Here is a 26,088-nt window from a genome sequence, read left to right on the forward strand (position 1 = left end):
CTACGGCTTGCGGGCGAGCAGTCCGACGAAGGTGTGGTAGGTGTCGGTCTGCTGCTGGGCGGGCGCGTCCGGGTCCGGACGCCACTCGGCCAGCGGCACCAGGCCCGGCTCCAGCACCGTCAGCCCGTCGGCGAAGGCGAGGATCTCCTCGTCGGTACGCCAGCGGCCGGTGCCGAGCGACTCGTTGAACACCCGCTCGACCTCGCGGGCCTTGCGGGAGCCTTCCGGATCCCGCTCACCCGGGTCACGGAAGTGCGAGATCGCGACGTAACTGCCGGACGGCAGCGCGTCGATCAGCGCCGCCGCCACCGATCGCGGGTCCTCGTCGTCGCCGATGTGGTGCAGGATCGCGAACAGCAGCAGCCCGATCGGGCGGTCGAAGTCGAGGAACCGGCGTACGTCCGGATCGTTGAGGATCTCCTCCGGTTCCCGGATGTCGGCCTGGATCACCGTCGCGGTGCCCTCCGCCGCGAGCAGCGCGCGCCCGTGCGCCAGGACGATCGGGTCGTTGTCCACGTACACCACCCGGGCCGCCCGGTTGTGCTCGACGGCGACCTCGTGCACGTTGCCCTGGGTGGGCAGCCCCGACCCGATGTCGAGGAACTGGTCGATGCCCTCCTCGGTGACGAGGTAGCGGATCACTCGGCGCAGGAAGGCTCGGTTCGCCTGACCGGCGGCCGGCCCGTCCGGCGTGATCCGCAGGGCGTGCTCGGCGACCTTCCGGTCGACCTCGAAGTTGTCCTTGCCGCCCAGGAAGTAGTCGTAGACCCGGGCCACGCTGGGAATGGTGACGTCGATTCCGGGCGGTGCGGCCTTGTCGCGGGTCACAGGCGTCTCCAGACTCCGTGTGGCGTTTCCGGGCGTTTCGGGGAGTGTAGCGACCGTACAGGGTGGATGGTCGCCCCGTTTGGGACCGCTCCCAGCGGACCGGTCCGTCACCAGGACTTTCATCGATCGACACGCCGAAGCACGCCGACCGCCGCCGGACCGGATTCAAGGCACGGGCCCCTTCCTGACGGATTCGTCAGTGGCGCAGGCCCTGCTCAACGACGCGCCAGGTAAGACTGCGGGCATGAGTGAAGCGCCGGTGCTCTACCTCGTCGTCTGCGCCGCACCACCGGCCCAGCGGATCGGCGAACTCGCCGACCTGCTGATGGCCGACGGCTGGCGGACTTGCGTGATCGCCACCCCGATCGCCGCGATCTGGCTCGACTGCGATGTGCTCGCCGAACAGACCGGCTATCCGGTACGCGCACAGTGGCGTCGGCCCGGCGATCCCGAGCCGCACCCGCCGGCCGATTGCGCCGCAGTCGTGCCCGCCACGTTCAATACGCTGAACAAGTGGGCGACCGGGGCGAGCGACACGCTGGCGCTGGGAATCATCAACGAGCTGCTCGGGACCGGCGTGCCGATGCATGTCTTCCCCCGGGTGAAGGCAACGCTCGCCGCGCACCCCGCCTACGGGCCGAACCTGCGGCGGTTGCGCGAGGCGGGAGTCGTCATACACGACGGAGATGTGCTGCGGGATCCGGACGAGATGACCTCGAGCGGCTGGGCGGCGGTGGTCGACGCGTTGCGTCCGGCGCGACGCAGCGCCTGGCGCGAACGGGGCAACTGACAGTCGGAGCGACAGGACCAGGGCCGTCGTCTCGGGTCGCGGCCCGGCCCGGTGTGTCGAGAAGCCGGCCGACATGGTCGTGCAGCACCGACGAGTCGCGGTTGCCGATGAGCTACGGGCGCAGCCGGGTGCAGATCACCGGCGTCAGCGCAGCTCCGTCGCCCCGCACGACCCTCCGTGGCCATCCTGTAGTCCACAGCGCCCGCCGCCGGGCAGCCGCATGTCGCACCAGACCCGGTACCGCAGGTGCTGCGCGTCCTCCTCGCTGAGCGTCGTCTCACCGAAGTCGACGGCATCCAGGTGCCCGAGCGACCGGGCGAGCGCGGCGGCCAGCTCGACGGCGGCGTCCCGGCTGGTCAGCGCGGTCGGCAGATGGACGATCCAGCGCGGCTCAGCCATCGTGGCCGCGTCGACGGCAGCCGTTGTGGCGGGACTGCCACTGCCGCAGCGCCTGGCGGACCCGCTCCGACTCGGTGCGCGCCGTGGTCAGCTCCCGGTGCAGGCGATCCATCTCGTCGGCGACCCGGCACAGATAGTCGTGCACCTGCGCCGGGTCCAGCCCACGCCAGCGGGTGTCGAAGAAGGCACTGCGCACCTGGTACGCCTGCACCCGCTCCCCGGTCACGTAGATCACGACGCCGCCGTCCCGGCCGCCACGGCCTCGTCGGGCAGCCCGGCCGCGGCGAGCGTCGCCCTCCCCCACCGGGCCAGCCGGCAGGGGTACGGGACGCGCTCGCTGCGGCACATCGGTCCCTGCGGCCAGTGCTCGGGCACGTGTACGCGCACGGCCAGCGCGGCGACGAGCACGTCCTCGTCGGTGACCGGGGTGAGGACGGGGAAGTCGGCGAGTACGACGGACATCGGCAGGCGCCTCCGGGTTGGATCTGGTGGATTGGCGCCGGAGCGGGCGGGGACGGCGGGAGCCGCGATCGGGGGACGCGGTACCGCTGGAGCCCAGCACCCGCCCCGGGCCATGCGTCCAGCCTCACGCCAGGCAGAACGAGAGGCCACAGCGTCGAAGACGCCCGTATGGCGCAGAAATGAGGCATTCAGCGCCCCGCAAGATTGACGGATTGTGACTACATTGACGACGGAACGGAGGGAGGCCGGGCGTGGCCCTCAAGCGGCAGCGGCTCTGTCAGCGGCGAAAGGCTCTCGGGTACAGCCAGGAGCGCCTGGCCGACATCCTGGGTGTGGAGCGGTCCACCGTGGTGAGGTGGGAAAACGCGGAGACCGATCCGCACCCGTGGCATCGAACCCGCATCGCCTTCGCGTTGAGCGTTACGCTCGACGAGGTCGATGACATGCTCGCCGACGTATCAGTGGTCAGGCGCCGAGGACAGGCTATGGGAGACGCGACACAGGACTACGACGCCAGCGGTGCAGCTGCCACGCGGTCAGACCTTCTTAGCGGCCTTCGGGGTTTTCTGACCGACTACCTCGCTCTGCCGGCCCGACCGGCTCAGTCCGCCGTCCAGCTCCGCCGGTCCGTGAGCCGTGTCCACACCCTTTATCAACAAGCCAGCTACTCGACCGCCGCCCGCCTGCTGCCAGATGTGCTGCGTCAGGCGGTCGAGTTGTCCGGTCGAACGTCCGGCGCTCATCAAAGAGACGTCTTCCGACTTCTTGCCGTTGCGTACATCGCAGCCGCCAAGCTCGCGGCCAAGGTCGGCGACGGCGAGACAGCCCTCTTGAGTGCAGACCGAGCCGCCACCGCAGCACGACTCAGCGACGATCAGGCTCTCGTCGCGATTTCCGCGTATCAGGCCGCCTGCGGCCTGATACGAATGCCGGCCCGCGCCGCCGAGGCCGAGAGCATCACACAGGCGAGCATAGATCGGCTGGCTACGTACGGTCACAGAAGCAATCCTGACCTGATCTCCGCCCGTGGTGCGCTGTTGCTCCTGGCCGCCCTCCTGGCCGCAGGGCAGGGAAACATCAAGGACTCTGCGCAGCACCTCTCGCAGGCGGAAGAGCTGGCCACAGAGCTGGACACGGAACAGAATCGGCTGTGGACCGCCTTCGGCCGAACCAACGTCGCCATCCACTCCGTCTCGGCCGCCGTCCGCGCCAGGAATGCGGCTCAGGCGCTGGAGATCGGAGAGCGCATCGACACGTCTCGCCTGCCCACCGCCGTTGTCGGACGACGCGCTCAGGTGCACGTCGATCTAGCGACGGCCGTCTTCACCTCCTCGGCGGACAGGTCCACGGCGGTGCTGCATCTCCTCGAAGCCGAGCGGGTTGCCGCGGAGGCGGTGCATGCGAACGTGCAAGCTCGAACACTCCTGCTCGACCTCGTGGCGGAGGACAAGCGAGCCGCGACGCCGGGTCTGCGCCCGCTGGCGTCGCGGGCAGGACTCCTTGCCTGAGGCAACCTGCCAGCCGAGGTACCACCAAGCGGAGCTTTGCTTGCCGCCCCTCGGCCCGGCGCGTCGCCTTCGGTTACTCTGCTTGGCCACACGTGCTCCCTGCCTGAGGGACCGCAGCGGCCTGAGAGCCTCATGTCGGCGGCGGTCTGTACGGTGGGCGCGACGCGCAGGTCCTGTTCGACGAAGGAAGAGTTGGTTGGAAGAGATCATCGCTCCCGCCACCAGGCAGCCCGCGCGCCCTCGCGACAGCGACATATCAGCTCAATATCATTGCTCCGCAGCCCTTGGCCACCTCTGCAGGGCAGATTCTTCCGGCAGGAGGAGCGAATGACGAACCATCTGCAGGGCGGGTCGGACAAGCTTCGAGTCGTCGACCTCTTTGCCGGCTGCGGCGGCCTGACGTCCGGCTTCCACGGGACCGACCGATACCGCACGGTAGGCGCAGTTGAGTTCGATCTCGCCGCGGCAGCAACTTACGCTGCGAATTTCGGCGAAAAGAACGTATATCGCGGAGACATTGCTGACTGGGTCAAGAAGGATCTACCAGATGCCGACGTCGTGATCGGCGGGCCGCCCTGTCAGGGGTTCTCGAACCTGGGCAAACGCGACATCGGCGATCCGCGCAACTCGATGTGGCGTCACTACGTAGAGGCCCTGACCAAGATCCAACCCAAGGCATTCCTACTCGAGAACGTGCCGCAGTTCGGCAAGTCGGGCCAATTCCACAGCCTGCGAGAGATGACCGAACCCGGAGGGCTGCTCAGCAACTACTCATTGAGATACAGGTCAGTTGTAGCCACTAATTTCGGCGCCGCGCAGCTCCGCAAGCGTTTCATTGTCATCGGCACATTGAAGGATTACCCTGTCATCGACGTGCCCACGGGGGACGTTCCCCGGGAGAACTGGCGGACGGTGCGAGACGCGATTTGGGGCCTGCGCAACTCGGTGAACCCGGAGAACACGGAACTCCCGGGCGACACGGACCGGTTCTTCGACGCCAGGGTGCCAGGCGTCTTCAAGGCGTCAGACCTGGACTTCGCACGCAAGTACACCGCCGTCTCGCTCGAGCGGATGACACACATCCCACCAGAGGGTGACCGGAGAAGCATCCCCCGGCATCTTCTTCCTCCTTGTTGGGTGGACCGGACAGCAGGCATGGATGTCTTCGGCCGGCTTCGGTGGGACAGCCCCTCGGTGACCATCAGGACCGAGTTCTTCAAGCCGGAGAAAGGGCGCTACCTCCACCCCGAGGAGCACCGGGCTCTGAGCCACCACGAAGCAGCCCTGCTGCAAGGCTTCAAGGACGACTTCAAGTGGTGTGGCTCCAAGACTCAGATCGCCCGGCAGATCGGCAACGCCGTACCCGTCGAACTGGCAACGGCACTGGCAGATCACATTGCCGACACGTTGTCCCGTCGCTGATGAGGGAGGCCGTCATGCGGTAACCGCCTGAGGGTTTCGGCCATCAGCAGGGAACACAGGTCGCGAATCTGCTGATCGGTCAACGCCCTGACATCGACAAATGCCAGGTATCGCATGAGCCTCAGCGTGACATCCCGAATGACCGCTCGGCGGGGAGCGTTTCCGGAGAACCCGGTCACGGCGCGAGCGATCTCGAGCACCAGGCGGGGGTCGCCACCGATGCTGCGACGCTCGAGCAGCTGATTGAGGTCGCTCTCGCTGAGGGCGGCAAGAATTTCCTCATGGTCTGCAAAGACGACAGCCTGCCACCACAGCCTCGCCCAGGTGTGCCTGGTCAGGTCTACCGCTACCCATCGTTCTCGGTTTTCCGTCCCGAAACGCCATTTGGTCAGGTGCGGCAAAGCGACCAACGAGGTGAACGACCAGAGATCCCGGTTGCCGGCTTCAGCCCACGACAAATCCATATGGCCGCGCACGATCGGGGCCGCATCCCGATCGAAGGCGACTCGCGCCTCAGGCGCCGCCGACTCGGGAAAGCCGTACCGCTCGCCGAGAGACGAGAGCGCATCGCCGAGTTCGCGAATGCGGCGGGAGGGTACGCGACCGCCTACAGGAGCCCAGATCTGGTCCGGATGACTCGAGCGAGGGTCGAGATTGTTTCCCTCTTTGACCTGAAGGTACATCGCCGCGCTGACGACCGCCGGTAGATGTGGCCAGAGTTCGCTCACCGGAACACACGCCCCTTCCCGAGACGCCTGACCGCCCCGGAGATCTGTGTCCTGAATTCCGCCAGATCCACCGGCGAGGGTGGAGCTGTGATCGACAGCGGCGCGTCTGCGAGGATTCTGGAAAGGACATCTCCGACACTGTCGGGCGGCCATTCGTCACGATCGGCGAGGTCGTCGCGCAGATGTAGCGCGAGTTCGACAAGCAACCCGGCGACCCCCGCCTGAAGCTCGTCGAGCAACGCCTGTTGCCTCTTGTCCCTGGCGCCGCGGGCGACAGCGGCGCTCAGTTCCCCGTCGCGTCTGTTGATGAGCACCCGGAACGTTCCGTAGAACGAGGCGACCAGATCGGTGCTGGTCTCGAGGTGCCAGCTCGCGGTCGGTGACAGGCGAGTCTGCGAGAAGTCTATTTCGCTGACGGGGAACATGGAGGAGACGTTCTCCAGGACAACCCGTTGGACCTGTTCGGCCAGTACGGATCCGGGGACTACGGCAACTCCTACCGCTCGACCGGCCGGTGGATTAACAAGGCTGACTGTTGTCCGCAGTGTCAGCACACCCGAAACGCGCTCCCCCACGAGGATCGTGTCCACGACCGCACCGCCTGCCGCGTCGAATCGTGCCGGAGGAGCGGCCTCCGTCATGTTCGTCGTCGAACTGGTCCAGGAAACGGCCAAGGCGACATTCCGGAGCTCGACTCCCGTCTCCTGGAAGAACCTTGCCGCATCGACCTGGACCCGCCGCGCCACACGAAGGTCCGTGCCTGGGTCCCAACCCTCCAACTCGTCCGGCAGTGGACCCCACTCATGGCCGTCGAGCAACATCCATGGCTGCCAGACCACCGTGCCGGCCTCAGGGACGAGATAAGGGCGGACTTCAGCCGGCACTGGAGGCCACCTGACTCACACGGAAACGCACGACGGCGTCGGGCAGGTAGGTGGAGTACACGTACCACTCCGACTCCTCACCCGGTGGCACTTGAATACTCCTCCCTTGAATGACGTCCCCGTTGGCGGACTGCCATTGCATGACCTGCGGGAGGGCGGCACCCAGTGGCGGTTCGTTCTCCCGACCTCCCCCCTCGACGACCACCTCGACGTCCGCAGTCACAATCCTCGTCTGCGAGTCCGCGGGTACTTTGACTTGTGCCACGAGGTACGGGTACCCCTGATGAATCCGCAGGGACGGCGCACCTGTCAACCGCGCCTTGCCACCGCGTTGCGACCGGGTAGCTCCGGAAGTTCCGCCGCCCGACGAGGAACCCAGCCCCGCGTCTGAGCCGGAACGGCCGCCGCGCGCAGATCCTCCGGCCTTGTGAGCGGTGTCTAGGCGGGCGGGCACGATGCCGGCGAGCATGACCGAGAGTTCGCCGAGACCTTGGCCGCCTGAGCCGCCGGCCTGCGGTCCGAGACCGAGCTTCTCGTCCAGTTGCTTGTTCACGAAGGTGCGCGCCCCGAGCACGACACCTCGAGCGGAGCCACTGAGTCCTTTGGATATCCAGTCGTCGTGTGTGGGCGGTTCAGACTGCGCGAACAGCTCATCGGCGTCCTCGGACGCCTTGAACACCGCGCCGTACGAGAGGCGCGAGTCAGGGTGCGACGGACCCGGCATGTAGTCCACCACCAGTTCAGCGACCCGCATCCGGGCGACGTGGTGGGACGGCCCTTCGAACGGCCTCGCTGCTGTCACCGACAACCGGCGGCTTCCGCCGTCGGCGGCCCCCAATGCCATCGCGAAGGAGCCCGCATGCTTCGGCGGAACGGTGCGTGCGTAGGCCACTCCTCTTCCTGCCCGGACATCTCGCAGCGCCTCGACGAAGGGTGCCAGGTCATCGATCGTGTCAGGAGCCGGAACTGGAACTGACGAGCCGTCGACACCCACGGCGAAGCGCATCCGACTGTGGTGCTCATCCGGAACCATCTTCGGCCACAAGTTCCACAAGACCGACGAGGTGATGAAGGTCGCGGCTTCGGCCGGTGTCCTCTCACGGGAATCCGGCTCCGGCCCGGCGAGACCCAGGTTGGCGACGAGAATCACGATGTCGGTCCCGGTGCGGCCGTCGGCGAAGCCTGGTAGTCCAAGAGCGTCCGCTACTGCGTCGGCATCCCGGTTCAACAGGGGGTCCGGCACGTCGTCGGTCGCCACCTGGCCCCACCAATGCCGGCCCGTGAAGCGTCGGTCCTCGCGATACCAGCTGTGGCCGAGGGCGGCGCCCATCAATCGGCGTCCGGTCGGGCCGCCTGCTGCCGTATTGGTGTCCACGAGAATGGCTCCGACTCGGCTGAGCCGGTAGAAGATGCCCTTGCCGAAACCGTACGTGCCACCGCCGAACTGATGGTCGCTCGGTTCTCCGACGTTACGAAGAAACTGCACGAAATCCGGTATCGTGCCGTCGCTCGCTCGCTTCCCGGCACGAAGGGGCCCGCCGAGACCTCGCGTGTTCCGGTCTGAGACGACCAGCACCGCGGCGTCGGCCCTCAGAGCTACGTCCAGGTCGAGGGCTGACTCCGCGACCGGTCCCGGCAGCAGCAGGCTTCTCCATGCTCCTACGTCGTCTCCCAGCACGCGAACGTCGATCCCGAATTCCACAGGGCCGTCCGGGAGCCGGGCGTCCCAGCTGTTCTGCGCGGCCTCTCTCACCAGCACGGTGAGCGGGTCGAGTGCCGGCCTGCCCAGTTGCTTGACGATGCCCTCTGCGGCAGCCGACCCTTCCGGCGCAAATGGCTGTGACCACCAATGGCCGCTCAACGAACCGCCTCCTCGGCGATCTCGGTCAGGGATGCGCCGGCGCTGAGCGGAAGCAACGCGGCGAGGTCGACCTGATAACTCAGCTCTCCGACGCCGTACGGAAGGGCGCCGCCGACGAACGATGACGGGACGATCCGGGGTATGCCGGGGCCTACTGCGAGCCTGAGTACCTCCTCGACCGCGAACGTGTCGAGGTCGGGCCTGTCGGGCTGTTGGGACCAGCCTGCCGCCGACAGGCGCGCCCCGAGATCAGCCCGGGATGCCACGGCCTCCCGGAGCTGCTCGACGAGATCGCTCACACTCCGACCATCCGGATCTTCCGCCACTCTTAGCAGGACAAGGTCCAGTGGCCGGTCGTCGTGGATGTTCAGCTGCTCCAGCCCGTGCACGACAATGCCGTCGCTCCCGTTGCTCAGACCTTTCACCTCGATGCATCGGGCAGCCGCCTCGAAGTCGTGCGGCTCGCGGAGCGGTCCCCGCCACGCCTCCACAGGAAATCCGGGGTCCGCTTGGACGAGAGAGGAGAGCATGCTCAGCTCCGCGAACAGCCCCAACTTGGCCTGGCGGGACAGGCCACGGAGGAGGCGGCTCCGGAAAAGCCGTCGCCATCGCGTCACGGTCCTCATCGCCGCCGAAGCGGGCCGGTGGGCGACGGAGACAGCTTCCAGCACATCCATGACGACCTCGTCGAACTCCGAGAAGAGGTCCGGTTCCCCGCACGAGATGTCGAGGTAGGTCACGGCAGGCCCGTCGAAGGCGAGCTTGCGGATCGCCGTCCCGAGCACCGCCGGCCGGGGATCAGCTGTGACCGCCTCACCGTCGGCCGGAACGAGAAGGTGACGGTTGCCCACGGTGTCCGTCGCCACCCGGCAGGGTTGCACCCCGGACCGGACATCGAGCGGAAAGGATGCGAGCTCCTTCACGCGCGGCGGCACCAGTACCGCCCACGCTCTTTCGAGCATGGTCGGTTCGATCTCCGTCATGCCATCTCCTCGGTGTCGACGTCGAGCGCCTCGTCGACGTTTTCACTCTCGACGTCGGTGAGATCCACGGCGACATGGCTGGCCTGGATGCTCTTCGTCCGGACGTCTCCCGGGAAGGTGATGCCCATACCGACCACTGGTCCCACCGCACCGAGCGCGGTACGTAGCGGCAAAGTCTTCTGGTTGCCCTGGTGCGGGTTCACGGGCTCGCTCTGCGGCTCGATCAGATAGAGAACGATCAGCCCTCGGTCACGACAGACCGGGTCGCTGTTACGCAGCTTCACCAGGTCGCTCTCGCTCAGTGCGCGCGCCTTGGCGAGCGTCAGGCCGAGATCGAGCGCTCGGTCCTGCTTGCTCATCAGCGTCTTGATGTCAGCTCGTTCGCCCTGGCCGTCGTTGAGACGAGACCGGACCGAGTACCTGACGTTCAGGCCTCCCAGCTTCGCCGCCGACCCTTCACCTATGACCACGGCGACGGACCAGGTAGCCAGGCTCGGGCGGTCACTCGTCAACTGCCGGTCGATATACTTGATCATGAGGGCGGGATCGAGGTCCGGCGAGTCCTCATGCACCTCATAACGCGACAGGAAGGTCTTCACGAACGACACGGGTACGTCTCGGATCAGCCGGGCGCCGCGGACGTCATCGTCCAGCCGACCGTGCAGCATGGCCTCCTGGACGAAACTCTCAGCGGCCTGGAGATTGCTGTCGAGCCAGTCGGCGTTCCGGTGCCGGAAGTACCGCGTCTGTAGGCGACGGCCTGCATACGAGATGAACGCCGCCTGCGCGGCACCCATCTTGGCCGTTATCCGGAGGGCCGGGTGCGTGCGAATCCTGACTGCCACCTGGGTCGGCGTCAGGTTCTCCCGCTGATAGCGGTCGATATCGTCACGCATCTCGTGCTCGACGGTCGCCAGGTGTCGGAACGCGGCTGCCAGGCTCGGCGTCATCCAGATGCGCGGCAGATCCTCGAACCCGGTGCGGTACCCGAACCAGCGACCCATCTGAAGCAGCGTGTCGTACGCCGTCGCCCCCCGCACGAAGAAGCTGACGACGAGACCTTCCAGGGTCAGCCCACGGGAGAGGGTGTTTCCTCCGACTGCGATTGCCACTACCGAGGGCTCGGAGTAGTCGAGCCGATCCTGGCTCCGATAGTTGTCCAGGACGACCCGCGTCGAGGCGATGACGTCGGCCAGATGTGGCAGAACCTCGTCGAACGAGTTCTGCTCGCGGCCGAAGTCTTCTGCGGGCACGCGTTCCGACTCCGCCGCCCACAAGTTCCGCCAACGGTCGATCACCTCAGGCCGACCGGAGGCGAGTCCCGCCCGGGCCTTCCTCCGAAGCGCCTCGAGGGGGGCTCGATAGCTTTCGTGAACGGCAATCTTGACGGACGTGTGGATGAGCATCGTGCTGTGTCCGTCGTCCCCTCGGGCCCGACGCGCGGCCGTGCTCAGCCAGAACCAGTGAACGGCCTTGACCAGTTCGTCGATCATCGTCGGGGCGAACCCGTCCGCAGGCTCCTTGCTGCCGGGACGCAACAGAGGGACGTCCTCCTCGGCAACGAGACGCACCATGTCGTAGCCGTCGGGCGGACCCTGCTCGTCGCCCGCCTCCCATTCGACCGCATCCCGACCGAAGATCTTTTCCGGTCCGAAATAGCCGTCAGGACGCGGCAGGTTGAGAATGAACGACTTCGGATACAGGTCGTCCTGGGCGGGGTCGACGAAGACGTTGGCGAAGGGTGTCGCGGTGTACCCGACGTACGTGCACCTCGGCATGAGACTCAGCAGTCTCCGGATGAGCGGATTGATGCGACCGGTCGCCACTGACGCCTGGTCGGCCTCGTCATCGACGATCAACACCGGCGCGGACTCGAGTGCCTTCCGTCCGTTGGGTGTGTCGAACCACCTGATGAGCTTGGTCAGGACAGCGGCGTTCTTCTTGACGACGGCCAGAACGGTCTTCTCCGGGCTGAGAGCCGCCGATGCGTCGTGCGAAGGCTTCACGAAGTCCCGCGACGCCTCCGTCAGCGTCACCCAACGGTCGGGGTTGAGGTCCTTCAGATACTGGTCCAGGCGCACCTGCGTCTGGCGGCGAAGCCCGTTGTGAATACCGGAGAGGACGATGACCAGGCGATACTGCACGTCGGCCATCTTGGCGACGACGGCCGTGAAGTTCGTCGTCTTCCCGCTCTGCACGTATCCGACCACGAGACCCTTCGAGTCCCACTTGGTCCGGTCCGGTCGCGGCGTGTGCGCCACGACCGTACTGGACGAGTGATCCACGGAGGAGATACGTCCAGTGGGCCATCCTTCGGCTTCGAAGCGGTCCCTCAACGCCAGCCAGTAGCGGTCGGATTCTCCGGGACCGCTGTACCAGTCGTCCGACCCCGCCGTAATGATCGGCGGGCCACCAGCCTGCACCTTCGCCTTGTCGGCCTCGAACTGAACTCGAAACTTCTCGACAAGATCTTCGGACAACGACTCCGAAAAACTGAGGACCGCTGCCTCGATGCCGTTTCGCCTGGCCCAGTCTGCGAAGACGGTGTACAGGCCCAAGATCCACCACCCTTTCAGTGATCTGCGCGGGAATCATCAGAGGTAGAGCTGATCAAACACCCTTGAGACGGCGGAGTCGATCAGCCCTCTAGGGTGGGGCTGTGCCCGAACGACCCGTGCCCAGTTCGACCGGCGTCAGTGGTCGCATGCAACGCCAACGCCGGAAGGACACCGAGCCCGAGCTCGCCCTCCGCCGTGAACTGCATCGAGCGGGGCTGCGATACCGGATCGGTCTCCCGGTTGTCGGTTCGCCTCGACGGACGATCGACATCGCCTTCACCCGTATCAAACTGGCCGTGTTCGTCGACGGATGCTTCTGGCACGGCTGCCCCCAGCATGCGACCTGGCCCAAGGCCAACGCCGCATGGTGGGAGGCGAAAATTCTGAAGAACCGTGAGCGGGATCGTGAAACGAGCCGGCGACTCGAGCAGGCGGGCTGGACCGTCATACGAATCTGGGAGCACGAGCCGGCGGGGAGCGCCGCCAGCCGGCTCGTCGGCGTTGTCAGGGACATGTCGGCCCGCGTCGCCCTACCTCGCGGCAGGAGACAGTCAGCCGCACGCCGAAGCTCGCCGTACACGAACGCGCAATGACATTGCGCAGGAGGCGTTCGAGGCCTGAACGACGGTCTCCCGGGCTGATACGGGCGATCGACGACGAATCCGCAGCCGAGAAGTGACAATCAGGATCTACTCCGCTTCCACACAGCCGACGCTGCAAGCTCAGCAGACGCCGACAACACCTCCCCACAAGGTGTTCCTGGGACACTACCGGCACGGGTCCTGACAGCGGGACCCCTCGTGCTCGGCTAATCGTCCTACCTGAATGGGCCTTCTTGCGCTGTCAATGACCTCCCCGGGCATTACAGCCGGCGGAAGTCGGGCCCGCGTCAGCGTCTGACCGGCGTCGGCAGCGCCCGGCCCAGCAGCGCCGCCACCCCACCCGCGACCACCCCGACCATCGTCCCGGTGACCACGCTCGACATCACGGCCGCACCTCGCAACAACGCCTCCCGCGCCCCGGGCTCCAGCCCGGCCAGCCCCGGCGCGTCCATCCCCAGCGACGAGTCCCAGAACACCTGGTGACCGACCGCCAGGAACACTCCGTACAGCGCCCCGATCGACACAACAGTCAGGAACGGCCGCGCCGGGCGGCGCCACAGCACGGCGGCCACCCAGCACAGCGGCGGTCCGACCGCGAGCAGCGCGGCCACCGCCGCGCCCTCCGGCACCACGTCCAGGTCGTGCAGGGCAACCCGCGGGGCGGCCAACGCGGCGAGCGCAACCAACGCCGGCCAGGAGAATCCGAGGGTACGGCGAGCCGTGCTCATCGCGTCACCTCCGCCGCCGCCGGGGCCGAACCAGGTGCAGACGGCGAACCAGGGGCAGACGGCGAACCAGGGGCCGAAGAAGAACCAGGCGTCGAAGCCGGTGCGGGAGCCGACACCGAGACCGGCGCGGTCGAGCGCACGAACTTCAGCAGCGCGACGAACGCCAGTCCGGCCGTCACCGCACCTCCGGCGAAGCGCACCCAGTGGCCGGCGACGAACTCGGCCGCGACCTGGCGCAGGTACTCCGGCGAGTGCGTCCCCACCGGGTCGACGAACATGATCTCGTTGCGCGGCCAGAAGAAGACGGCGGAGAACAGGAACTCGCAGACGACGAACACGGCCGTGGCGCCGGCGACCCACCAGCGCAGCCGCCGGTCGCGCCAGGTAAGCAGCGTGGCGGCGACGCTGGTCAGGATCACCGACGCGCCGAGCGGCGGGAAATAGTCGTGCGGGCCGCCGTGAACCAGGAACTCGCGGGCCCGGTCGAGCGAGGCGGGCGCGTCGCTGAAGATGTTCGGGTACAGCATGACGGTCTCGGCGGCTACTCCGCCGAACGACATCATTGCCGCCCACACCATGACAATAAGGGCGAGCCAGGTCAGTCTTGTGCGTAGCACGAGGGTTCTCCTCACGTTTCGGGGACGCCATCGACGCTAGGTCGGCTGCCCTCGGCCGTCGTCCGCGTGGTCGCGCGACCGGATGTCGCTTCTCGGCGTACGCCTCGGGGTCGACCCCGACGCCTGCGGACGACAGCGGTGAGGGTCCGCGCGGACCTAGGCTCGAAGGCGTGCCCGACACCTCGCCCACCCGCGCCGACGCCCTGCTCGCGGCGGCCACGCTCGGCCTGGTCGCGGTGGCCGTGGCGGCCGATCGGCCCGCGCCCGGCGGGGCGGCGCTCGCCGTCGTGGTCGGCGCGGTGCTCGGCGGTCTGGTGCTGTGCGCCAGGCGGTGGCCGCTGCCGGCGCTGCTGGCGACGGCGGTCGTCATCCTCGGGTACTACGCGCTGGACCTGCCGCCCGTCGGGGTGGCCGCCCCGGCCGCAGCAGTCCTCTACCGGGTGTCCGAACGCGGGCGTGTCGTCCCGGCCGCCGTGGTCGCCGGGAGCCTGCTGGCCGTGTCGGTGGTGGCCCGGCTGGCCGAGGGCGACGACATCGCTGTGGTCGTCGGTACGGAACTCGGCTCCGAGGCGGCGTTGCTGCTGGCCGTAATCGCCCTCGGTGACGCGGTACGCAACCGGAGGTCGCTGCGGGCGGCGCTGGTCCGGCAGGCGGTCGCGGCCGACGAGGAACGCCATCGGGAGGCGGCCCGTCAGGTCGAGGCGGAACGGCTGCGCATCGCCCGGGAGGTGCACGACACGCTCGGGCACACCATGTCGGTGATCACGTTGCAGTCGGCAGTCGCCAGGGAGGCGCTCGCCGACAGCGATCCGGTGCAGGCGGAGAACGCCCTGGCCGCGATCCGGTCGGTGAGCGGCAGTGCGATGGCGGAGTTGCGGGCGACGCTCGGCACGCTGCGACGCGAACCCGGGCCGCGGGAACCGGTTCCCGGCTTCGACCAGCTCCCGGCGCTCGTGGACGGCGTACGCCGGAGTGGGCTGGCCGTCGACCTGCGGATCGAGGGTCCGGTGGACACGCTGCCGGCGGTGGTGGGCAGCACCGTCTACCGGGTCGTGCAGGAGGCGCTGACGAACGTGCTGCGCCACGCCGACGCCACCCGGGTCGCAGTGACGGTCCGCGCCACGCCAGGGCGGCTCGCCCTGGAGGTGGTGGACGACGGCCGCGGCGTCCCGCCCGCCGGGCCGACGAGCGGGAAGGGCCAGGGCCTGCGCGGCATGGCCGAGCGGGTGGCCCTGCTGGGCGGCACCGTCGAAACCGGCACGGTCGAAACCGGCATCGTCCAGACCGGCACCGTCGAAACCGGCACCGTCCAGACCGGCACCGTCGAAACCGGCACCGTCCAGACCGGCACCGTCGAAACCGGCACCGTCCAGACCGGCACCGTCGAAACCGGCACCGTCCAGACCGGCACCACCGCAACCGCCGGCACGAGAGCAACCGGCGACACCAGAGCAACCGACGGCACCGGCACCGGCGGCTTCCGCGTATCGGTCCGCCTGCCCCTGACGGGAGTCGCCGCGTGAGCCCGATCCGCGTCGTCCTCGTCGACGACCAGCACCTGGTCCGCACCGGCCTGCGCGCGCTACTCGACCGGGCGCCGGACATCGAGGTGGTGGGCGAGGCCGGCGACGGCCGCAGCGGCCTCTCCGTGGTACGGGAGCAGCGGCCCGACATCGTGCTGATGGACGTACGGATGCCGGGCGGGGACGGGCTGGAGGCGACCCGGCGGATCCTGACCGATCCGACGCTGGACGGCGTGCAGGTGGTCATGCTGACCACGTTCGACGACGACGAGTACCTGTTCGAGGCGATCCGCGCCGGCGCGGCGGGTTTCCTGCTCAAGGACACCCCGCCCGACGCGCTGCGGGACGCGGTCCGGACGGTGGCCGGTGGTGACGCGCTGCTCTCCCCCGCCGTGACCCGCCGGGTGCTGGCCGCGGCGGCCCGCTCACCGGTGGCCGACCCGGCGCGGCTGGCCGGACTGACCGCCCGGGAACGGGACGTGCTCGCCCAGGTGGGCGCCGGACGGTCCAACACGGAGATCGGGCAGGCGTTGTTCCTGAGCCCGGACACCGCCCGCACCTACGTGAGCCGGCTGCTCCAGAAGCTGAACGCCCGCGACCGGGCGCAGCTCGTCGTGATCGCGTACGAGAGCGGGCTGGTCCGCCCCGGCGAGGGCTGAGCCGCGCCGGGGCGGGTGACGGTCAGGCCGACGCCGCGTCCGCCGGCTCGGGCGCCGCGTGCCGGCCGCCGCCGTTGCGCCGTTCGTCGCCGTGCCCCGGCCACCACGCCTTGTGGCCGATCAGCCCGGTCAGCGCCGGTACGAAGAACATCGACATGACGAACGCGGACAGCACGATCCCGATCGCCACCGCGAAGCCCATCTGCTGGAGGAACGAGATCGGCGCGAGCATCAGCACCCCGAACGTGCCGGCCAGGATCAGCCCGGCCGCGGCGACTGTCGGGCCGGCGTGTTCCACCCCGATCGCCGCGGCCTGGTGCGGTTCGTGGCCCTCGCGCGCCTCCTCGCGCAGCCGGGCGATCATCAGGATGTTGTAGTCGGTGCCGATCGCCACCACGAACAGGTAGAGGATGATCGGCAACTGAAACGTCACACCCGGGTTGCCCTGGAGGCCCTGGAACACGTAGACGGTGGCGCCGAGCGTGGCGGCGAAGTTGAGCAGCACCGCGATCACCAGGTACACCGGCGCGACGAGGCTGCGCAGCAGCAGCGCCAGAATGATCGCGATCAGGAGGGCGGCGACCGGGAGGATCACCGACAGGTCCCTGTTGTTCGCCGAGTTGATGTCCGCGAAGATCGCCGTGGCACCACCCACGAGCGCCCTGGTGCCGGGCGGAGCCGCCTCGTGCACCGCGTCCCTCAGGTCGTCGCGCACGAGCGTGATCGCCTCGTTGGACATCGGGTTCTCGTCCAGCAGCAGGTTGATCCGGACGACGCTCGGGTCGGTGGTGCTGCGCTCCGGCGGCTGCGCCTGCCCGACGCCCGGAGCGCGTGCCGCCGCGGCGGCGAAGTCGTTCACCTGCTGCTCGGTGAGCGGGGTGCCGTTGCCGGTGGTCAGGTAGACCTCGGTGGGCGCGAGCGCACCGGCGGCGAACCCGCGCTGGAGATCCTGGGCGGCCCGCGCCGACTCGGTGTCCTGCGGGAAACCGGCGCTGAAGTCGTAGTCGGCCTTGTAGCCGAGCACCCCGGCGGCGAGCGCCACGAGCAGCGCGCCCGAGGCGGCGGCCACGACGGCGGGACGGCGGCCCACGACGGCGCCGAGCCGCCGGGACAGGGCCGCCTTGGGCGGACGCTGCCACGCCTTCGACGGCCAGAACACCCACCGGCCGAGCAGCGACACGAGCGCCGGGATCAGGGTCAGCGAGGTGACGAGCATGACGCCGACGGCGATGGCGAGCGCCGGGCCGAGCGAGCCGAAGAAGCCGAGCGAGGCGAGCAGCAGCACCAGGAACGCCACGATGACCGCACCGGCGGCGGACGTGATGACCTCGCCGACCCGCTGCACCGAGACGATCATCGCGGTGCGCTTGTCGTCGCCGGCACGCAGCCGCTCCCGGTAGCGGAACAGCAGGAACAGGATGTAGTCGGTGCCGATGCCGAACAGCACGATCAGCAGGATGGTCTGCAGGTCCTGGCTGACGTTGAGGTCGAACGCCTTGCCGGCGGCGGCGACCAGCCCGGTGGTGACGGACATGACGACGCTGATGACCACCACCGGCAGCAGCGCGGCGATCGGGCTGCGGAAGATGATCAGGATCAGCCCGATGATGAGGACGATGGTGGCGACGCCGACGACGGCGAACGCCTCGTTGAACGTGTCCTCGTTGTCGACGAAGCTCGCCACGTCGCCGGCCACCCCGGCGGTCAGGCCGCTGCCGGCCAGGTCCGGCCCGAGGGCGGCGCGCAGGTCGCGTACCGCGTCGAGCAGGCCCGGGTCGTCGGGGCTGTCGGCGTCGAGACCGACGGTGACCACCTGCACCGACTTGTCCGGCGCGACCGCTTGCGGGCCGGTCAGGTAGCCGGAGGTCTGCGGGATGTTCCGGGCCTTGAGCGCGGCGGCGAGCTGCCCCACGCGCGCCTCGTCGGCCGGGGTCAGCGGCTTGCCGTCGCTGCGCTTGACCACGATCGTGGCGGTGGCGGTGGCGGCCTGCGGGAACGACTTCGCGCCCAGCTCGGTGGCCTGCACCGACTCGTAGGAACGCGGCAGGAAGCTCTCCTGGTCCGCGGAGGTGATGTCGCTCAGCGAAGGACTGGCGGCGATGATCGCGATCGCGGCGACGACCCAGCCGCCGATCACCCACCAGGCCTTGCCCACGACGAATCTGCCCAGGCGCTCGAACATCGTTTCCCCCGTGTGTTCGACTGTGTCGCACGCGATCCTACGCTCAGTGAGCAATCCCTTTCGGACGCCTCGCGGACTTCCGTCGATGATCCCGATGGTCGAGGATTGGCTGATGAGCCTGCGGCTGCCCGGTCCCGGAGTCCTCACCACCTGGCTGGCCGCGACAGTGCCGACGCCGCTGGTCGTCTACGAGTGGACGCACAGGTGGGAGGAGGACCAGCCGCTCTGCATCGCGCTGTGCTGGCCCGTGCTCGCCTCGCCGGTGCTCGCCGCCGTGCTGGCGGCCCGGCAACCCCGGCGCGCCGCGGCGGCCGTGGGTGTGTCCACGCTGGTCACCACGGCGTTTCTCGCGATGTCGCTGGCCTTATTTCGGTGGGTCGTGCCGCTGACGGGCGAGGCCCGCTGGGGGTGGGCGCTGCTGGGCGGTGCGGCGCTCGCGGTGGTCGGCGCGCTGATCGGGTACGCCGTGGGCGGGCTTCTGCCCCACCGGGCCCGCCCGGCGTCGCGGCGCGGCTATCTGATCGGCGGGCTCACCGTGGTGTTCGGCGCGCTGCTGACGCAGTCCGCGGTACGGCTCGGCGCCGAGGACAGCACGATCCAAGAACTCTCCCGGGAGTACGGCGGAGTCGGTTCCTACCCGACGCCGACGGGGCGGTTCACGGCACCGGCCGCCGGGGCGTACGCGATCTTCGCGGTGGGTCCCGCCCCGCTGGACCCGGACTGCCGCCTCACCGGCGGCGGCTCGGAGGTCCGGGCGGCCGAGCTGGTCTCCGTCCCACCGGGCGACTACGGCGGCGACTACGCCAGCTTTGCCTGGGTGGCCACCGTGCGGGTGCCGTCGCCGGGTTCGTGGACGCTCGACTGCCGCACGAGCGAGCCGGACGCGTCCTACGTGGTCGGTGACGTGCCGGAGATCCGGGGCGCGGTGAGCGAGGTGATCCACTGGCCGGTGGGCGTGATCTGGCTGCTCGGCGCGGTGCCCGGCCTGCTGATCGTCGCGGACACCGCCCGGCGACGGCGAGCCGGTCCGATGGTCGCGGTGTCCGGCAGGACGACCGCGTGAACGACGAGGAATGGTACGAGCGGCACGGACTGCGTCCGGCGGACGTCGAGCCGGTGCGGTCGATGCTGCGCGAGCAGATCCGCCTCGGTGCCGACAACGACAGCGCCCTCATCCACCTGGGCTGCGAGCAGTTGTTCCTGCACGGTGACCTGGCCGACGTACTGCTGATCTGGCAGGCCAAGCACTCCAGCTTCGACGCCGCGTGCTCGGTGGAGTGGCAGTTGCTGTGCGGGGCGGGGCGGGAGCAGACGCTCGCTCACCTACGGACGCTCGGCACGGCGGAGGCGGCCGAGGTTCTCGCCTACCTGTCGGCCGTCGATCCCGAGGACGTGGCGGCGTTCGACGTGGCCGAGCAGTCTCGCTGGTACGTCGAATACCACGGCGGATTGTCGTAGGGCTCTCGTAGCCTGGGCCGGTCATCGACGATCGCAGGGAGGCGACGTGCTCGACCACTTCTCCGTAGCGGTGCGCGATCTGGCGGCCAGCGGCGCCTTTTACGACGCCGTCCTCGCCCCGCTGGGCGGGCGGCGGCTGATGGAGCCCGGCCCGATCGGCTACGGCGTCGACGCGCCCGACTTCTGGGTGGAGCCCGCGCCTTCCGGCGCCACGCCGGTGCCCGTGCACATCGCGTTCACCGCCGCCGACCGCGCCACGGTGCGCGCGTTCCACGACGCGGCTGTCGCGGCCGGCGCGGAGGTGCTGCACGCGCCGAAGGAGTGGCCGGAATACCACGCCGGCTACTACGGCGCGTTCGTCCGCGACCCGGACGGCAACAACGTCGAGGCGGTCTGCCACCGGCCGGAGTGAGTGCGGTGGAGATCGAGCCGGTCGAGCACGCTCCAGTACGCGCCATCCGCCGGGCCTGGCTGGCCCAGCGCTGGCAGGATCTCGCCTTTCTGCACTGGGCGGTCCCGCCGGAACGGGTGGCGCCGCTGCTACCCGCCGGCACCCGGCCGGACACGTTCGACGGGCTCACCTACGTCGGGCTGATCGGGTTCCGGATGGTCGGGCTGGGGCTCGGCCGCGGCCCGGGCGTGCCCTACTTCGGCACGTTCTGGGAGACGAACGTCCGGCTCTACTCGGTCGACGGCTCGGGGCGGCGCGCTGTGGTCTTCCGCTCGCTCGACGCGTCCCGGCTGGTGCCCGTGCTGGTGGCGCAGCTGAGCCTGCGCCTGCCGTACAAGTGGTCGGCTATGCGGCTGGACCGGTCCGGTGACACGCTCACCTACCGCTGCCGCCGCCGCTGGCCCGGTCCGGCGGGCGCGACCAGCCGGATGACGGTCCGCGTGGGCGCGTCGATTCCCGAGCCGACGCCGCTCGAACACTTCCTCACCGCCCGGTGGGGCCTGCACACCCGCGCGTACGGCCGTACCCGGCACCTGCCGAACTGGCATCCGCAGTGGCCGCTGCACCGCGCGGAGCTGCTGCACCTGGACGACGAACTGGTCACCGCCGCCGGGCTGCCCGCACCGGACGGGCCGCCGGCGAGCGTGCTCTACTCCCCCGGCGTCCCTGTCGTCTTCGGCGGCCCCACATCGGTCGGGTGACCGCCACGTCGGTCGACGCCAGGTCGCTGGAGTGGCGGCATCCGGCACACCGGAACACCGCCACTTCCCCGAGGTGGCGCCGGCACGTCCGCGCGCGCGGAGGCGAGCAGCGTCAGCGCACCGGGTCGTGGGTGCCGTGCGGCACGTCGGGACGGCATCGGCGTACCCGGTCGGCGGCCATCCGACCACCCACCGCCAGCCCGTACCGCTCGACCGCGGCGAGCCCGTACGCGCTGCACGTGGGCGTGTAGCGGCAGGTACCCGGCCAGCGGTGTGACAGCCAGCGCCGGTAACCGAGGATGGCGGCCCGGCCGGCGCGGTCCACGGCGGGCCGCCGGACGACGCCGGCGGTCACCGAGCCGAGGGTGAGCAGCGTCGAGAAGAGGCCGAGGTCGCAGCAGCCCGGACCGTCACAGGTGGGCACATCGCAGTCGCACCAGTCCCGCTTCTTCTTGTGGTGTCGCTTCCGGAAGATCACCACGTCATGATGCGACACCGTCGCCAGCGTCGATGAGGCGACCGGATCGGGTCCGGTGTGATCGGGTCGGCGGGCGGACGGGAACCTAGCGTCGAGGGCGTCACCAGGAAGGAACATCGGGTGCTGGATCGGCTCAACGCCGCGCTTGACCACCTCGAAGAGCGGCTCGACCGGCCGCTCGACGTGGCCGCGCTGGCCCGGATCGCGGGCGTGTCGGAACACCATTTCGGCCGGCTGTTCTCGGCGCTGGCCGGAATGCCGCTGTCGGAGTACGTGCGCCGCCGCCGGATGACGCTGGCGGGCGCCGACGTGCTCGCCGGCCGGGAGTCGCTGCTCGACGTGGCGATCCGCTGGGGGTACGGCTCGAACGAGGCGTTCGCCCGCGCGTTCCGGGCCGTGCACGGCATCGGGCCGACGCAGGCCCGGCAGGCCGGCGCGGTGCTGCGGTCCCAGCCCCGGATGTCCTTCCGGCTCGTCGTCGAAGGGAACACCAGCATGGACTACCGCATCGTGACCAAGGACGCCTTCCGGCTCGCCGGGTTGACGGCCCGGGTGCCGCTCGTGCACGAGGGGATGAACCCGCACATCGTGGCGTTCGTCAGGGGCATCAACCCGGCCACCGTACGCCGCATCGAGGCGCTGTCCGACCAGGAGCCGTACGGGATCGTCAACGTCAGCGCCGAGCTGGCCGGTTCCCGCGACGAGGGCGCCGAGCTGGACTACTGGTACGCGGCGGTGACCGGCGCGGACGTGCCGGACGATCTGCGCAGCCTGCCGGTCGAGGCCGGCGACTGGGCGGTGTTCCGCAGCTCCGGCGCGTTCCCGGTGGCGGTGCAGCACCTGTGGCGGGCGGTGTTCACGTCTTGGTTCCCGTCCAACCCGTACGAGGCCCGCCCGGGGCCGGAGATCTCGCGGGTGCGGGTCGCCGAGGGCGGCGGCACCGCCGACGCCGAGCTGTGGATCCCGGTCCGCCGCATCTAGGGTCGCGCCACCGCCGCCGCTCGCGCCAACGCGGCCGGCACGTCGTGCACGTGGTACGGGTGTTCGCTCGGCTCGATCGCGGCGAGGAACATCGCGTACACGGCGGCCAGCCGCAGCGGCGCGACCGGCCGGAGCAGGTCGACGGCCCGGTGCGGGTCGCTGCCCGGCACGTCGGCCCGCCACCGCCGCGCCCACGCGTCGACCAGCCGGGCGGCGGCGTCCGCGTCGACGTCCTCGGTGAGGCGCAGGATGTCGAACGCGGGGTGGCCGACGAACGAGTCCGCCCAGTCGATCACCGTCCGGCGCCCGTCGCCGCCGCGCACGTTGCCGGGGTGCAGGTCACCGTGCACGAGCGCGTCGGGCAGGCCGCACTCGCCGACCTGCCGCAACCGCCGGTCGAGCCCGTCGAGCAGACCAGCGGCGGCCGACACGTCGTGCCCGGCCAGCCGTTCCCGGATCCAGCCCGCCAGCCTCACCCCGCGCAGGTCGGGCACCCCGGCCGCGACCAGCTCACCGACGACCCCACACGCCCTCCACTGCACCGCATGATGCTCGGCCGCGATGGAGGCCCGCTCGCCCTCTCCGGCCCCGTACCGGTCCTGCCCCGGCACGTCGGCCAGCAGCATCCGCCCCTCCCCGTCGGCGGCGAGCACCACCGGCCCGTTGATCAAGGAGTTCGGGTCACCGGAGAGATCAACACCGGCACCGACTCCTTGATCATCGGGGAAGGCCAGGACCGTGGGCTCGTGGCGGGAGAAAGGGGGGAGCTGCTTCAGCCACGTAGGGCCCTGGTCGGTGTCCAGGCGCCAGATGGCGGAGAGGTTCCAGGTGCGCTGCTGCGCCACCGCCGTCACCCGGCGGCCGAGCCGGCGCAGCTCACCGGTCGCCCACACGACGCTGTCGGCCGGGCCGCCGGCCTCCGCCCACGGCTGGCGCAGCGGATGCGGCGCGAGGTCCACTGTCACCGGTTCCAGGGGTACGCCAAGCGCGTCCACGGCCGGTTCCAGGGGTACGCCAAGCGCGTCCACGGCCGGTTCCAGGGGTACGCCAGGCGCGTCGGCGGCCGACTCCTGAGGGCCGTCAAGCGCGTCGACGACCTGCGCCAGGTAGCGAACATGCCCGCCGGGCGGCGCAGGGCGGTCGGCGTCGAGCAGCCGCAGCACGGCGACCTCCAGACCGTGGCGCTGCCGGACGGCGGCGACGATCGAGCCGGCCTCCTGCCACCACGGCTCCGGTACGCCGAACGGCGGCAGCGCGCCGAGCGGGCGGCCGGCGGAGTCGAGCAGGACCAGCGTGACGGTGCGGGACACGGCCGGACGGTATCCGGGTACCCCTACGGGAGGCGAGCGGATTGATCCGGGTCCGGTTCGGGACCGCTCCCCGATGTCCCGAACACGGGCGCCCGGAACGCTGAGGCGATGAGCCTTCTCGATTCCCGCACACGTCCCGCGTACCAGTGGTTGCGCCCGGTCGCCGTGTCGTCGGCGGTGCTGCTGCTCGGCTACGGCCTGCTGCGCCTGATCGACCGCCTGGACGGGCACAGCGACAAGGGCGCCTGGGCGTGGAACACCGGCCACACCCTGTTCCTGCTCGGCGTCCTCGGCTTCGCCGCGCTGATCGTCGGGCTGCACGGCTTGCTGCGTACCCGGTCGTCGCGGTTGCGGACGCTCGACGACGTGGCCGCGCTGGCCGGCCTGGTCGGCGCCGCCGCCTTCGTCTGGGTGATCCTCGGCGACCTGTTCCCGAGCTTCGCCGAAGCGGTGCGCACGCCCGGCCCGGTGTTGGTCGGCGGACCGCTGCTGTTCGAGGTGGGCCTGCTGGTGCTGCTGTACCGGGCGGCGGCGGCACGGCTGCTGCCGGTGTGGGCGCCGGTGCTGGTGCTGGCCGGGTTCCTGGCGATCGCGGTGAACCTCAACCTGCTGCCGGTGGGCGCCGCGCTGGTGCTGGCCGGGCTGCTGCCGCTGCGCGTCACACCCCGCCCGGTGGCCTGATCGCGGTCACCGCCAGACGGTACGGCGGAACCCCTTGTGGCCGGCGCACACGTCGCGCTGGCCGCCGGTGCGGCTGACCGAGCCGTCGCGGCACTGCACCAGCCAGCCGCGGTCGGACCAGAACCCGGGTACGCACTCGAACCACTCGCACACCCCGGCGGCCGGTCTGCGGATCCGCTGGCCGCCGCAGAAGTCGTACCCGAAGGGGTTCGCCGGTGCGCCGCAGCGGCGCTCGACCGGTGGCTGCGGCGTGCCGCGCGGCGGTGCGGGACGGGCGCGCGACGGCTCCGGGCTCGTGCTGGGCCGGACCTGGACGGCGGGCGCGACGTGCTGCGGTGGGGCGGGGGTGCCGCTGGCCGCCGGGGTCGCGGCGGCGGCCCGCTCCGAGCCGGCCCGGGTGGGCGGGTTGGACTCGATGAGCATCGCCGGCACGATCAGCGCGAGCGCCGCGCCGACCGCCACCGTGCGCCGGCCGCCCGGCACCAGGGCGGTGACGCGGGCCTGGGCGGGGGTGAGCACCGCGGGGCGTTCGGGCCGCGCGGCGGTGTGCTCCGCGATCAGCTCGTCCAGCTCGGCCACCACCGCGGCGCGCTGCTCGATTGCGTCGGCGAACGCCAGCGTGAGCGTGAACCGGAAGTCGGCCGCCGCGCCGGTGGGCAGCAGCAACCCGGAGGTACGCCGCCGGTCCAGCACCTGGATCAGGGTGACCGGGGCGCCGGGGTCGTGGGACAGGCCGGTCATCCGGCCGTACGCCCAGTCGCGCCTGCCGCGTCCGCCGAGCAGCACCAGACGGCGGTTGGTGAGCACGGCCAGCCCGGCGTCGACCACCTTGACGCCCTCGGGGCGGCGCGGGCGCAACACGGGTGGGTCGGGGTCGACCGTCAGTTCGGGGGCGGGCAGCACGGCGGTGTGCCGCACCTCCACCAGTTGCGCGGCGGGAAGCGTCCAGAAGACCACCTCACCGGGGGCCAGCTCCATCGGCAGGCCGACGCCCGCCCGGGCCGAGCCGTGGAAGGACACCGCGAGCGTACGCAGGCGGCGCAGCTCCTCGTCGCGGCGTCGCCACGCCTCGTCGGCCGCGCGGAAGGCCCGCTGCCGCCGCTCGTTCTGCCGGTGCGCCCACCGGTACCGCCATGTGGAACCCGTCGAATCAGTCTTCGCCACGCCGACTCCTCCGCCGCGCGAGCCCACCAATCGGGGTGTCATTCATGTCAACTGCGGCGCGGGGGTGCCAAGACACGCGCAAGTTGCAAATCCAGCCGATTGGGTGATTGACCCATACCAACGGCGGACG

Annotated in this window: 27 protein-coding genes; 12 read left to right on the plus strand and 15 right to left on the minus strand. The window is 69.9% G+C overall.

The annotated features are described in order from the left end of the window. Positions 1-828: an SAM-dependent methyltransferase gene (locus tag Q3W68_RS02845; RefSeq protein WP_302903956.1), complete on the minus strand. Its 828-nt coding sequence runs from the start codon at positions 826-828 to the stop codon at positions 1-3. A 199-nt stretch (positions 829-1,027) separates the two neighbouring features. Here Q3W68_RS02845 and Q3W68_RS02850 point away from each other — a divergent pair, with 199 nt between their 5' ends. Further along, the gene (locus Q3W68_RS02850; protein ID WP_302903957.1) at positions 1,028-1,618 is read left to right on the plus strand and encodes a flavoprotein; all 591 of its coding nucleotides are present in this window, start codon (positions 1,028-1,030) and stop codon (positions 1,616-1,618) included. A gap of 144 nt (positions 1,619-1,762) precedes the next feature. Here Q3W68_RS02850 and Q3W68_RS02855 read toward each other — a convergent pair whose 3' ends face one another. The 3 genes from Q3W68_RS02855 to Q3W68_RS02865 are packed head-to-tail and all read right to left on the minus strand — an operon-like array spanning position 1,763 to position 2,479. Further along, on the minus strand, positions 1,763-2,017 hold the full coding sequence (locus Q3W68_RS02855; protein ID WP_302903958.1) for a hypothetical protein: 255 nt from the start codon (positions 2,015-2,017) through the stop codon (positions 1,763-1,765). Further along, a complete protein-coding gene (locus Q3W68_RS02860; protein ID WP_091418926.1) occupies positions 2,010-2,252 on the minus strand; it encodes a DivIVA domain-containing protein in 243 nt (80 codons plus the stop codon). Before Q3W68_RS02860 ends, Q3W68_RS02855 begins: the two co-directional genes overlap by 8 nt. Then, complete coding sequence (locus tag Q3W68_RS02865; protein ID WP_120571460.1) at positions 2,249-2,479, minus strand: hypothetical protein; 231 nt, start codon at positions 2,477-2,479, stop codon at positions 2,249-2,251. The genes Q3W68_RS02860 and Q3W68_RS02865 overlap by 4 nt, the downstream gene beginning before the upstream one ends. Before the next feature lie 251 nt (positions 2,480-2,730). Here Q3W68_RS02865 and Q3W68_RS02870 point away from each other — a divergent pair, with 251 nt between their 5' ends. Together Q3W68_RS02870 and Q3W68_RS02875 are read left to right on the plus strand one after the other, a co-directional pair. After that, positions 2,731-3,987, plus strand: coding sequence for a helix-turn-helix transcriptional regulator (locus Q3W68_RS02870; protein WP_302903959.1), 1,257 nt, complete (start codon positions 2,731-2,733; stop codon positions 3,985-3,987). A gap of 327 nt (positions 3,988-4,314) precedes the next feature. Continuing rightward, on the plus strand, positions 4,315-5,409 hold the full coding sequence (locus Q3W68_RS02875; RefSeq protein WP_302903960.1) for a DNA cytosine methyltransferase: 1,095 nt from the start codon (positions 4,315-4,317) through the stop codon (positions 5,407-5,409). Here Q3W68_RS02875 and Q3W68_RS02880 read toward each other — a convergent pair. From Q3W68_RS02880 to Q3W68_RS02900, 5 genes are read right to left on the minus strand one after another with little or no spacing between them, the layout of a single operon-like run. After that, positions 5,379-6,137, minus strand: a complete 759-nt coding sequence (locus tag Q3W68_RS02880; protein WP_302903961.1) for a hypothetical protein — start codon at positions 6,135-6,137, stop codon at positions 5,379-5,381. The genes Q3W68_RS02875 and Q3W68_RS02880 overlap by 31 nt on opposite strands. Continuing rightward, positions 6,134-6,958, minus strand: coding sequence for a hypothetical protein (locus Q3W68_RS02885; RefSeq protein WP_302903962.1), 825 nt, complete (start codon positions 6,956-6,958; stop codon positions 6,134-6,136). The genes Q3W68_RS02880 and Q3W68_RS02885 overlap by 4 nt, the downstream gene beginning before the upstream one ends. Before the next feature lie 52 nt (positions 6,959-7,010). After that, complete coding sequence (locus Q3W68_RS02890) at positions 7,011-8,882, minus strand: hypothetical protein (RefSeq protein ID WP_302903963.1); 1,872 nt, start codon at positions 8,880-8,882, stop codon at positions 7,011-7,013. Beyond that, positions 8,879-9,865: a PD-(D/E)XK motif protein gene (locus Q3W68_RS02895; protein ID WP_302903964.1), complete on the minus strand. Its 987-nt coding sequence runs from the start codon at positions 9,863-9,865 to the stop codon at positions 8,879-8,881. Before Q3W68_RS02895 ends, Q3W68_RS02890 begins: the two co-directional genes overlap by 4 nt. Then, entirely contained in the window at positions 9,862-12,423 is a 2,562-nt protein-coding gene (locus Q3W68_RS02900; protein WP_302903965.1) for a Z1 domain-containing protein, read from the minus strand. Before Q3W68_RS02900 ends, Q3W68_RS02895 begins: the two co-directional genes overlap by 4 nt. A gap of 101 nt (positions 12,424-12,524) precedes the next feature. Here Q3W68_RS02900 and Q3W68_RS02905 point away from each other — a divergent pair, with 101 nt between their 5' ends. After that, positions 12,525-13,016 (plus strand): very short patch repair endonuclease, encoded by a 492-nt coding sequence (locus Q3W68_RS02905; protein ID WP_302903966.1) that lies wholly within the window; start codon positions 12,525-12,527, stop codon positions 13,014-13,016. Positions 13,017-13,312: 296 nt separating this feature from the next. On the opposite strand, the gene Q3W68_RS02910 is transcribed toward Q3W68_RS02905, so the two are convergent. Both Q3W68_RS02910 and Q3W68_RS02915 read right to left on the minus strand, forming a co-directional pair. Then, on the minus strand, positions 13,313-13,753 hold the full coding sequence (locus Q3W68_RS02910; protein WP_302903967.1) for a hypothetical protein: 441 nt from the start codon (positions 13,751-13,753) through the stop codon (positions 13,313-13,315). Then, positions 13,750-14,370 (minus strand): DUF1772 domain-containing protein, encoded by a 621-nt coding sequence (locus Q3W68_RS02915; RefSeq protein ID WP_302903968.1) that lies wholly within the window; start codon positions 14,368-14,370, stop codon positions 13,750-13,752. Before Q3W68_RS02915 ends, Q3W68_RS02910 begins: the two co-directional genes overlap by 4 nt. A 170-nt stretch (positions 14,371-14,540) precedes the next feature. Between Q3W68_RS02915 and Q3W68_RS02920 the strand changes: the two genes are divergently transcribed. Beyond that, positions 14,541-15,893 carry a sensor histidine kinase gene (locus Q3W68_RS02920; RefSeq protein ID WP_302903969.1) on the plus strand — a complete coding sequence of 451 codons (1,353 nt, stop codon included), beginning with the start codon at positions 14,541-14,543 and terminating at the stop codon, positions 15,891-15,893. Continuing rightward, positions 15,890-16,552, plus strand: coding sequence for a response regulator transcription factor (locus Q3W68_RS02925; protein ID WP_302903970.1), 663 nt, complete (start codon positions 15,890-15,892; stop codon positions 16,550-16,552). Before Q3W68_RS02920 ends, Q3W68_RS02925 begins: the two co-directional genes overlap by 4 nt. A gap of 22 nt (positions 16,553-16,574) precedes the next feature. On the opposite strand, the gene Q3W68_RS02930 is transcribed toward Q3W68_RS02925, so the two are convergent. After that, positions 16,575-18,734 carry an MMPL family transporter gene (locus Q3W68_RS02930; RefSeq protein WP_302903971.1) on the minus strand — a complete coding sequence of 720 codons (2,160 nt, stop codon included), beginning with the start codon at positions 18,732-18,734 and terminating at the stop codon, positions 16,575-16,577. A 112-nt stretch (positions 18,735-18,846) separates the two neighbouring features. Here Q3W68_RS02930 and Q3W68_RS02935 point away from each other — a divergent pair, with 112 nt between their 5' ends. The 4 genes from Q3W68_RS02935 to Q3W68_RS02950 are packed head-to-tail and all read left to right on the plus strand — an operon-like array spanning position 18,847 to position 21,344. After that, positions 18,847-19,797, plus strand: coding sequence for a hypothetical protein (locus tag Q3W68_RS02935; RefSeq protein WP_302903972.1), 951 nt, complete (start codon positions 18,847-18,849; stop codon positions 19,795-19,797). Then, a complete protein-coding gene (locus Q3W68_RS02940) occupies positions 19,794-20,192 on the plus strand; it encodes a hypothetical protein (RefSeq protein ID WP_302903973.1) in 399 nt (132 codons plus the stop codon). The genes Q3W68_RS02935 and Q3W68_RS02940 overlap by 4 nt, the downstream gene beginning before the upstream one ends. A 46-nt stretch (positions 20,193-20,238) precedes the next feature. Further along, a complete protein-coding gene (locus tag Q3W68_RS02945) occupies positions 20,239-20,604 on the plus strand; it encodes a VOC family protein (protein WP_091045928.1) in 366 nt (121 codons plus the stop codon). Between the two features lie 5 nt (positions 20,605-20,609). Next, positions 20,610-21,344 (plus strand): YqjF family protein, encoded by a 735-nt coding sequence (locus Q3W68_RS02950; protein WP_302903974.1) that lies wholly within the window; start codon positions 20,610-20,612, stop codon positions 21,342-21,344. Between the two features lie 112 nt (positions 21,345-21,456). On the opposite strand, the gene yidD is transcribed toward Q3W68_RS02950, so the two are convergent. Next, a complete protein-coding gene (gene yidD, locus Q3W68_RS02955; RefSeq protein ID WP_302903975.1) occupies positions 21,457-21,840 on the minus strand; it encodes a membrane protein insertion efficiency factor YidD in 384 nt (127 codons plus the stop codon). 102 nt (positions 21,841-21,942) lie between these two features. On the opposite strand from yidD, the gene Q3W68_RS02960 reads away from it, so the two are divergent. Beyond that, positions 21,943-22,803: an AraC family transcriptional regulator gene (locus tag Q3W68_RS02960; protein WP_302903976.1), complete on the plus strand. Its 861-nt coding sequence runs from the start codon at positions 21,943-21,945 to the stop codon at positions 22,801-22,803. Here Q3W68_RS02960 and Q3W68_RS02965 read toward each other — a convergent pair. Further along, positions 22,800-24,113, minus strand: coding sequence for a phosphotransferase family protein (locus tag Q3W68_RS02965; protein ID WP_302903977.1), 1,314 nt, complete (start codon positions 24,111-24,113; stop codon positions 22,800-22,802). The genes Q3W68_RS02960 and Q3W68_RS02965 overlap by 4 nt on opposite strands. 108 nt (positions 24,114-24,221) lie before the next feature. On the opposite strand from Q3W68_RS02965, the gene Q3W68_RS02970 reads away from it, so the two are divergent. Further along, positions 24,222-24,794, plus strand: coding sequence for a hypothetical protein (locus tag Q3W68_RS02970; protein ID WP_302903978.1), 573 nt, complete (start codon positions 24,222-24,224; stop codon positions 24,792-24,794). A gap of 6 nt (positions 24,795-24,800) precedes the next feature. Here Q3W68_RS02970 and Q3W68_RS02975 read toward each other — a convergent pair whose 3' ends face one another. Beyond that, a complete protein-coding gene (locus Q3W68_RS02975) occupies positions 24,801-25,958 on the minus strand; it encodes a hypothetical protein (protein WP_302903979.1) in 1,158 nt (385 codons plus the stop codon). Positions 25,959-26,088 lie beyond the last annotated feature (130 nt).

The sequence above is a fragment of the Micromonospora sp. C28ISP2-4 genome (assembly GCF_030519385.1).
Classification (GTDB): Bacteria; Actinomycetota; Actinomycetes; order Mycobacteriales; family Micromonosporaceae; genus Micromonospora; species Micromonospora tulbaghiae.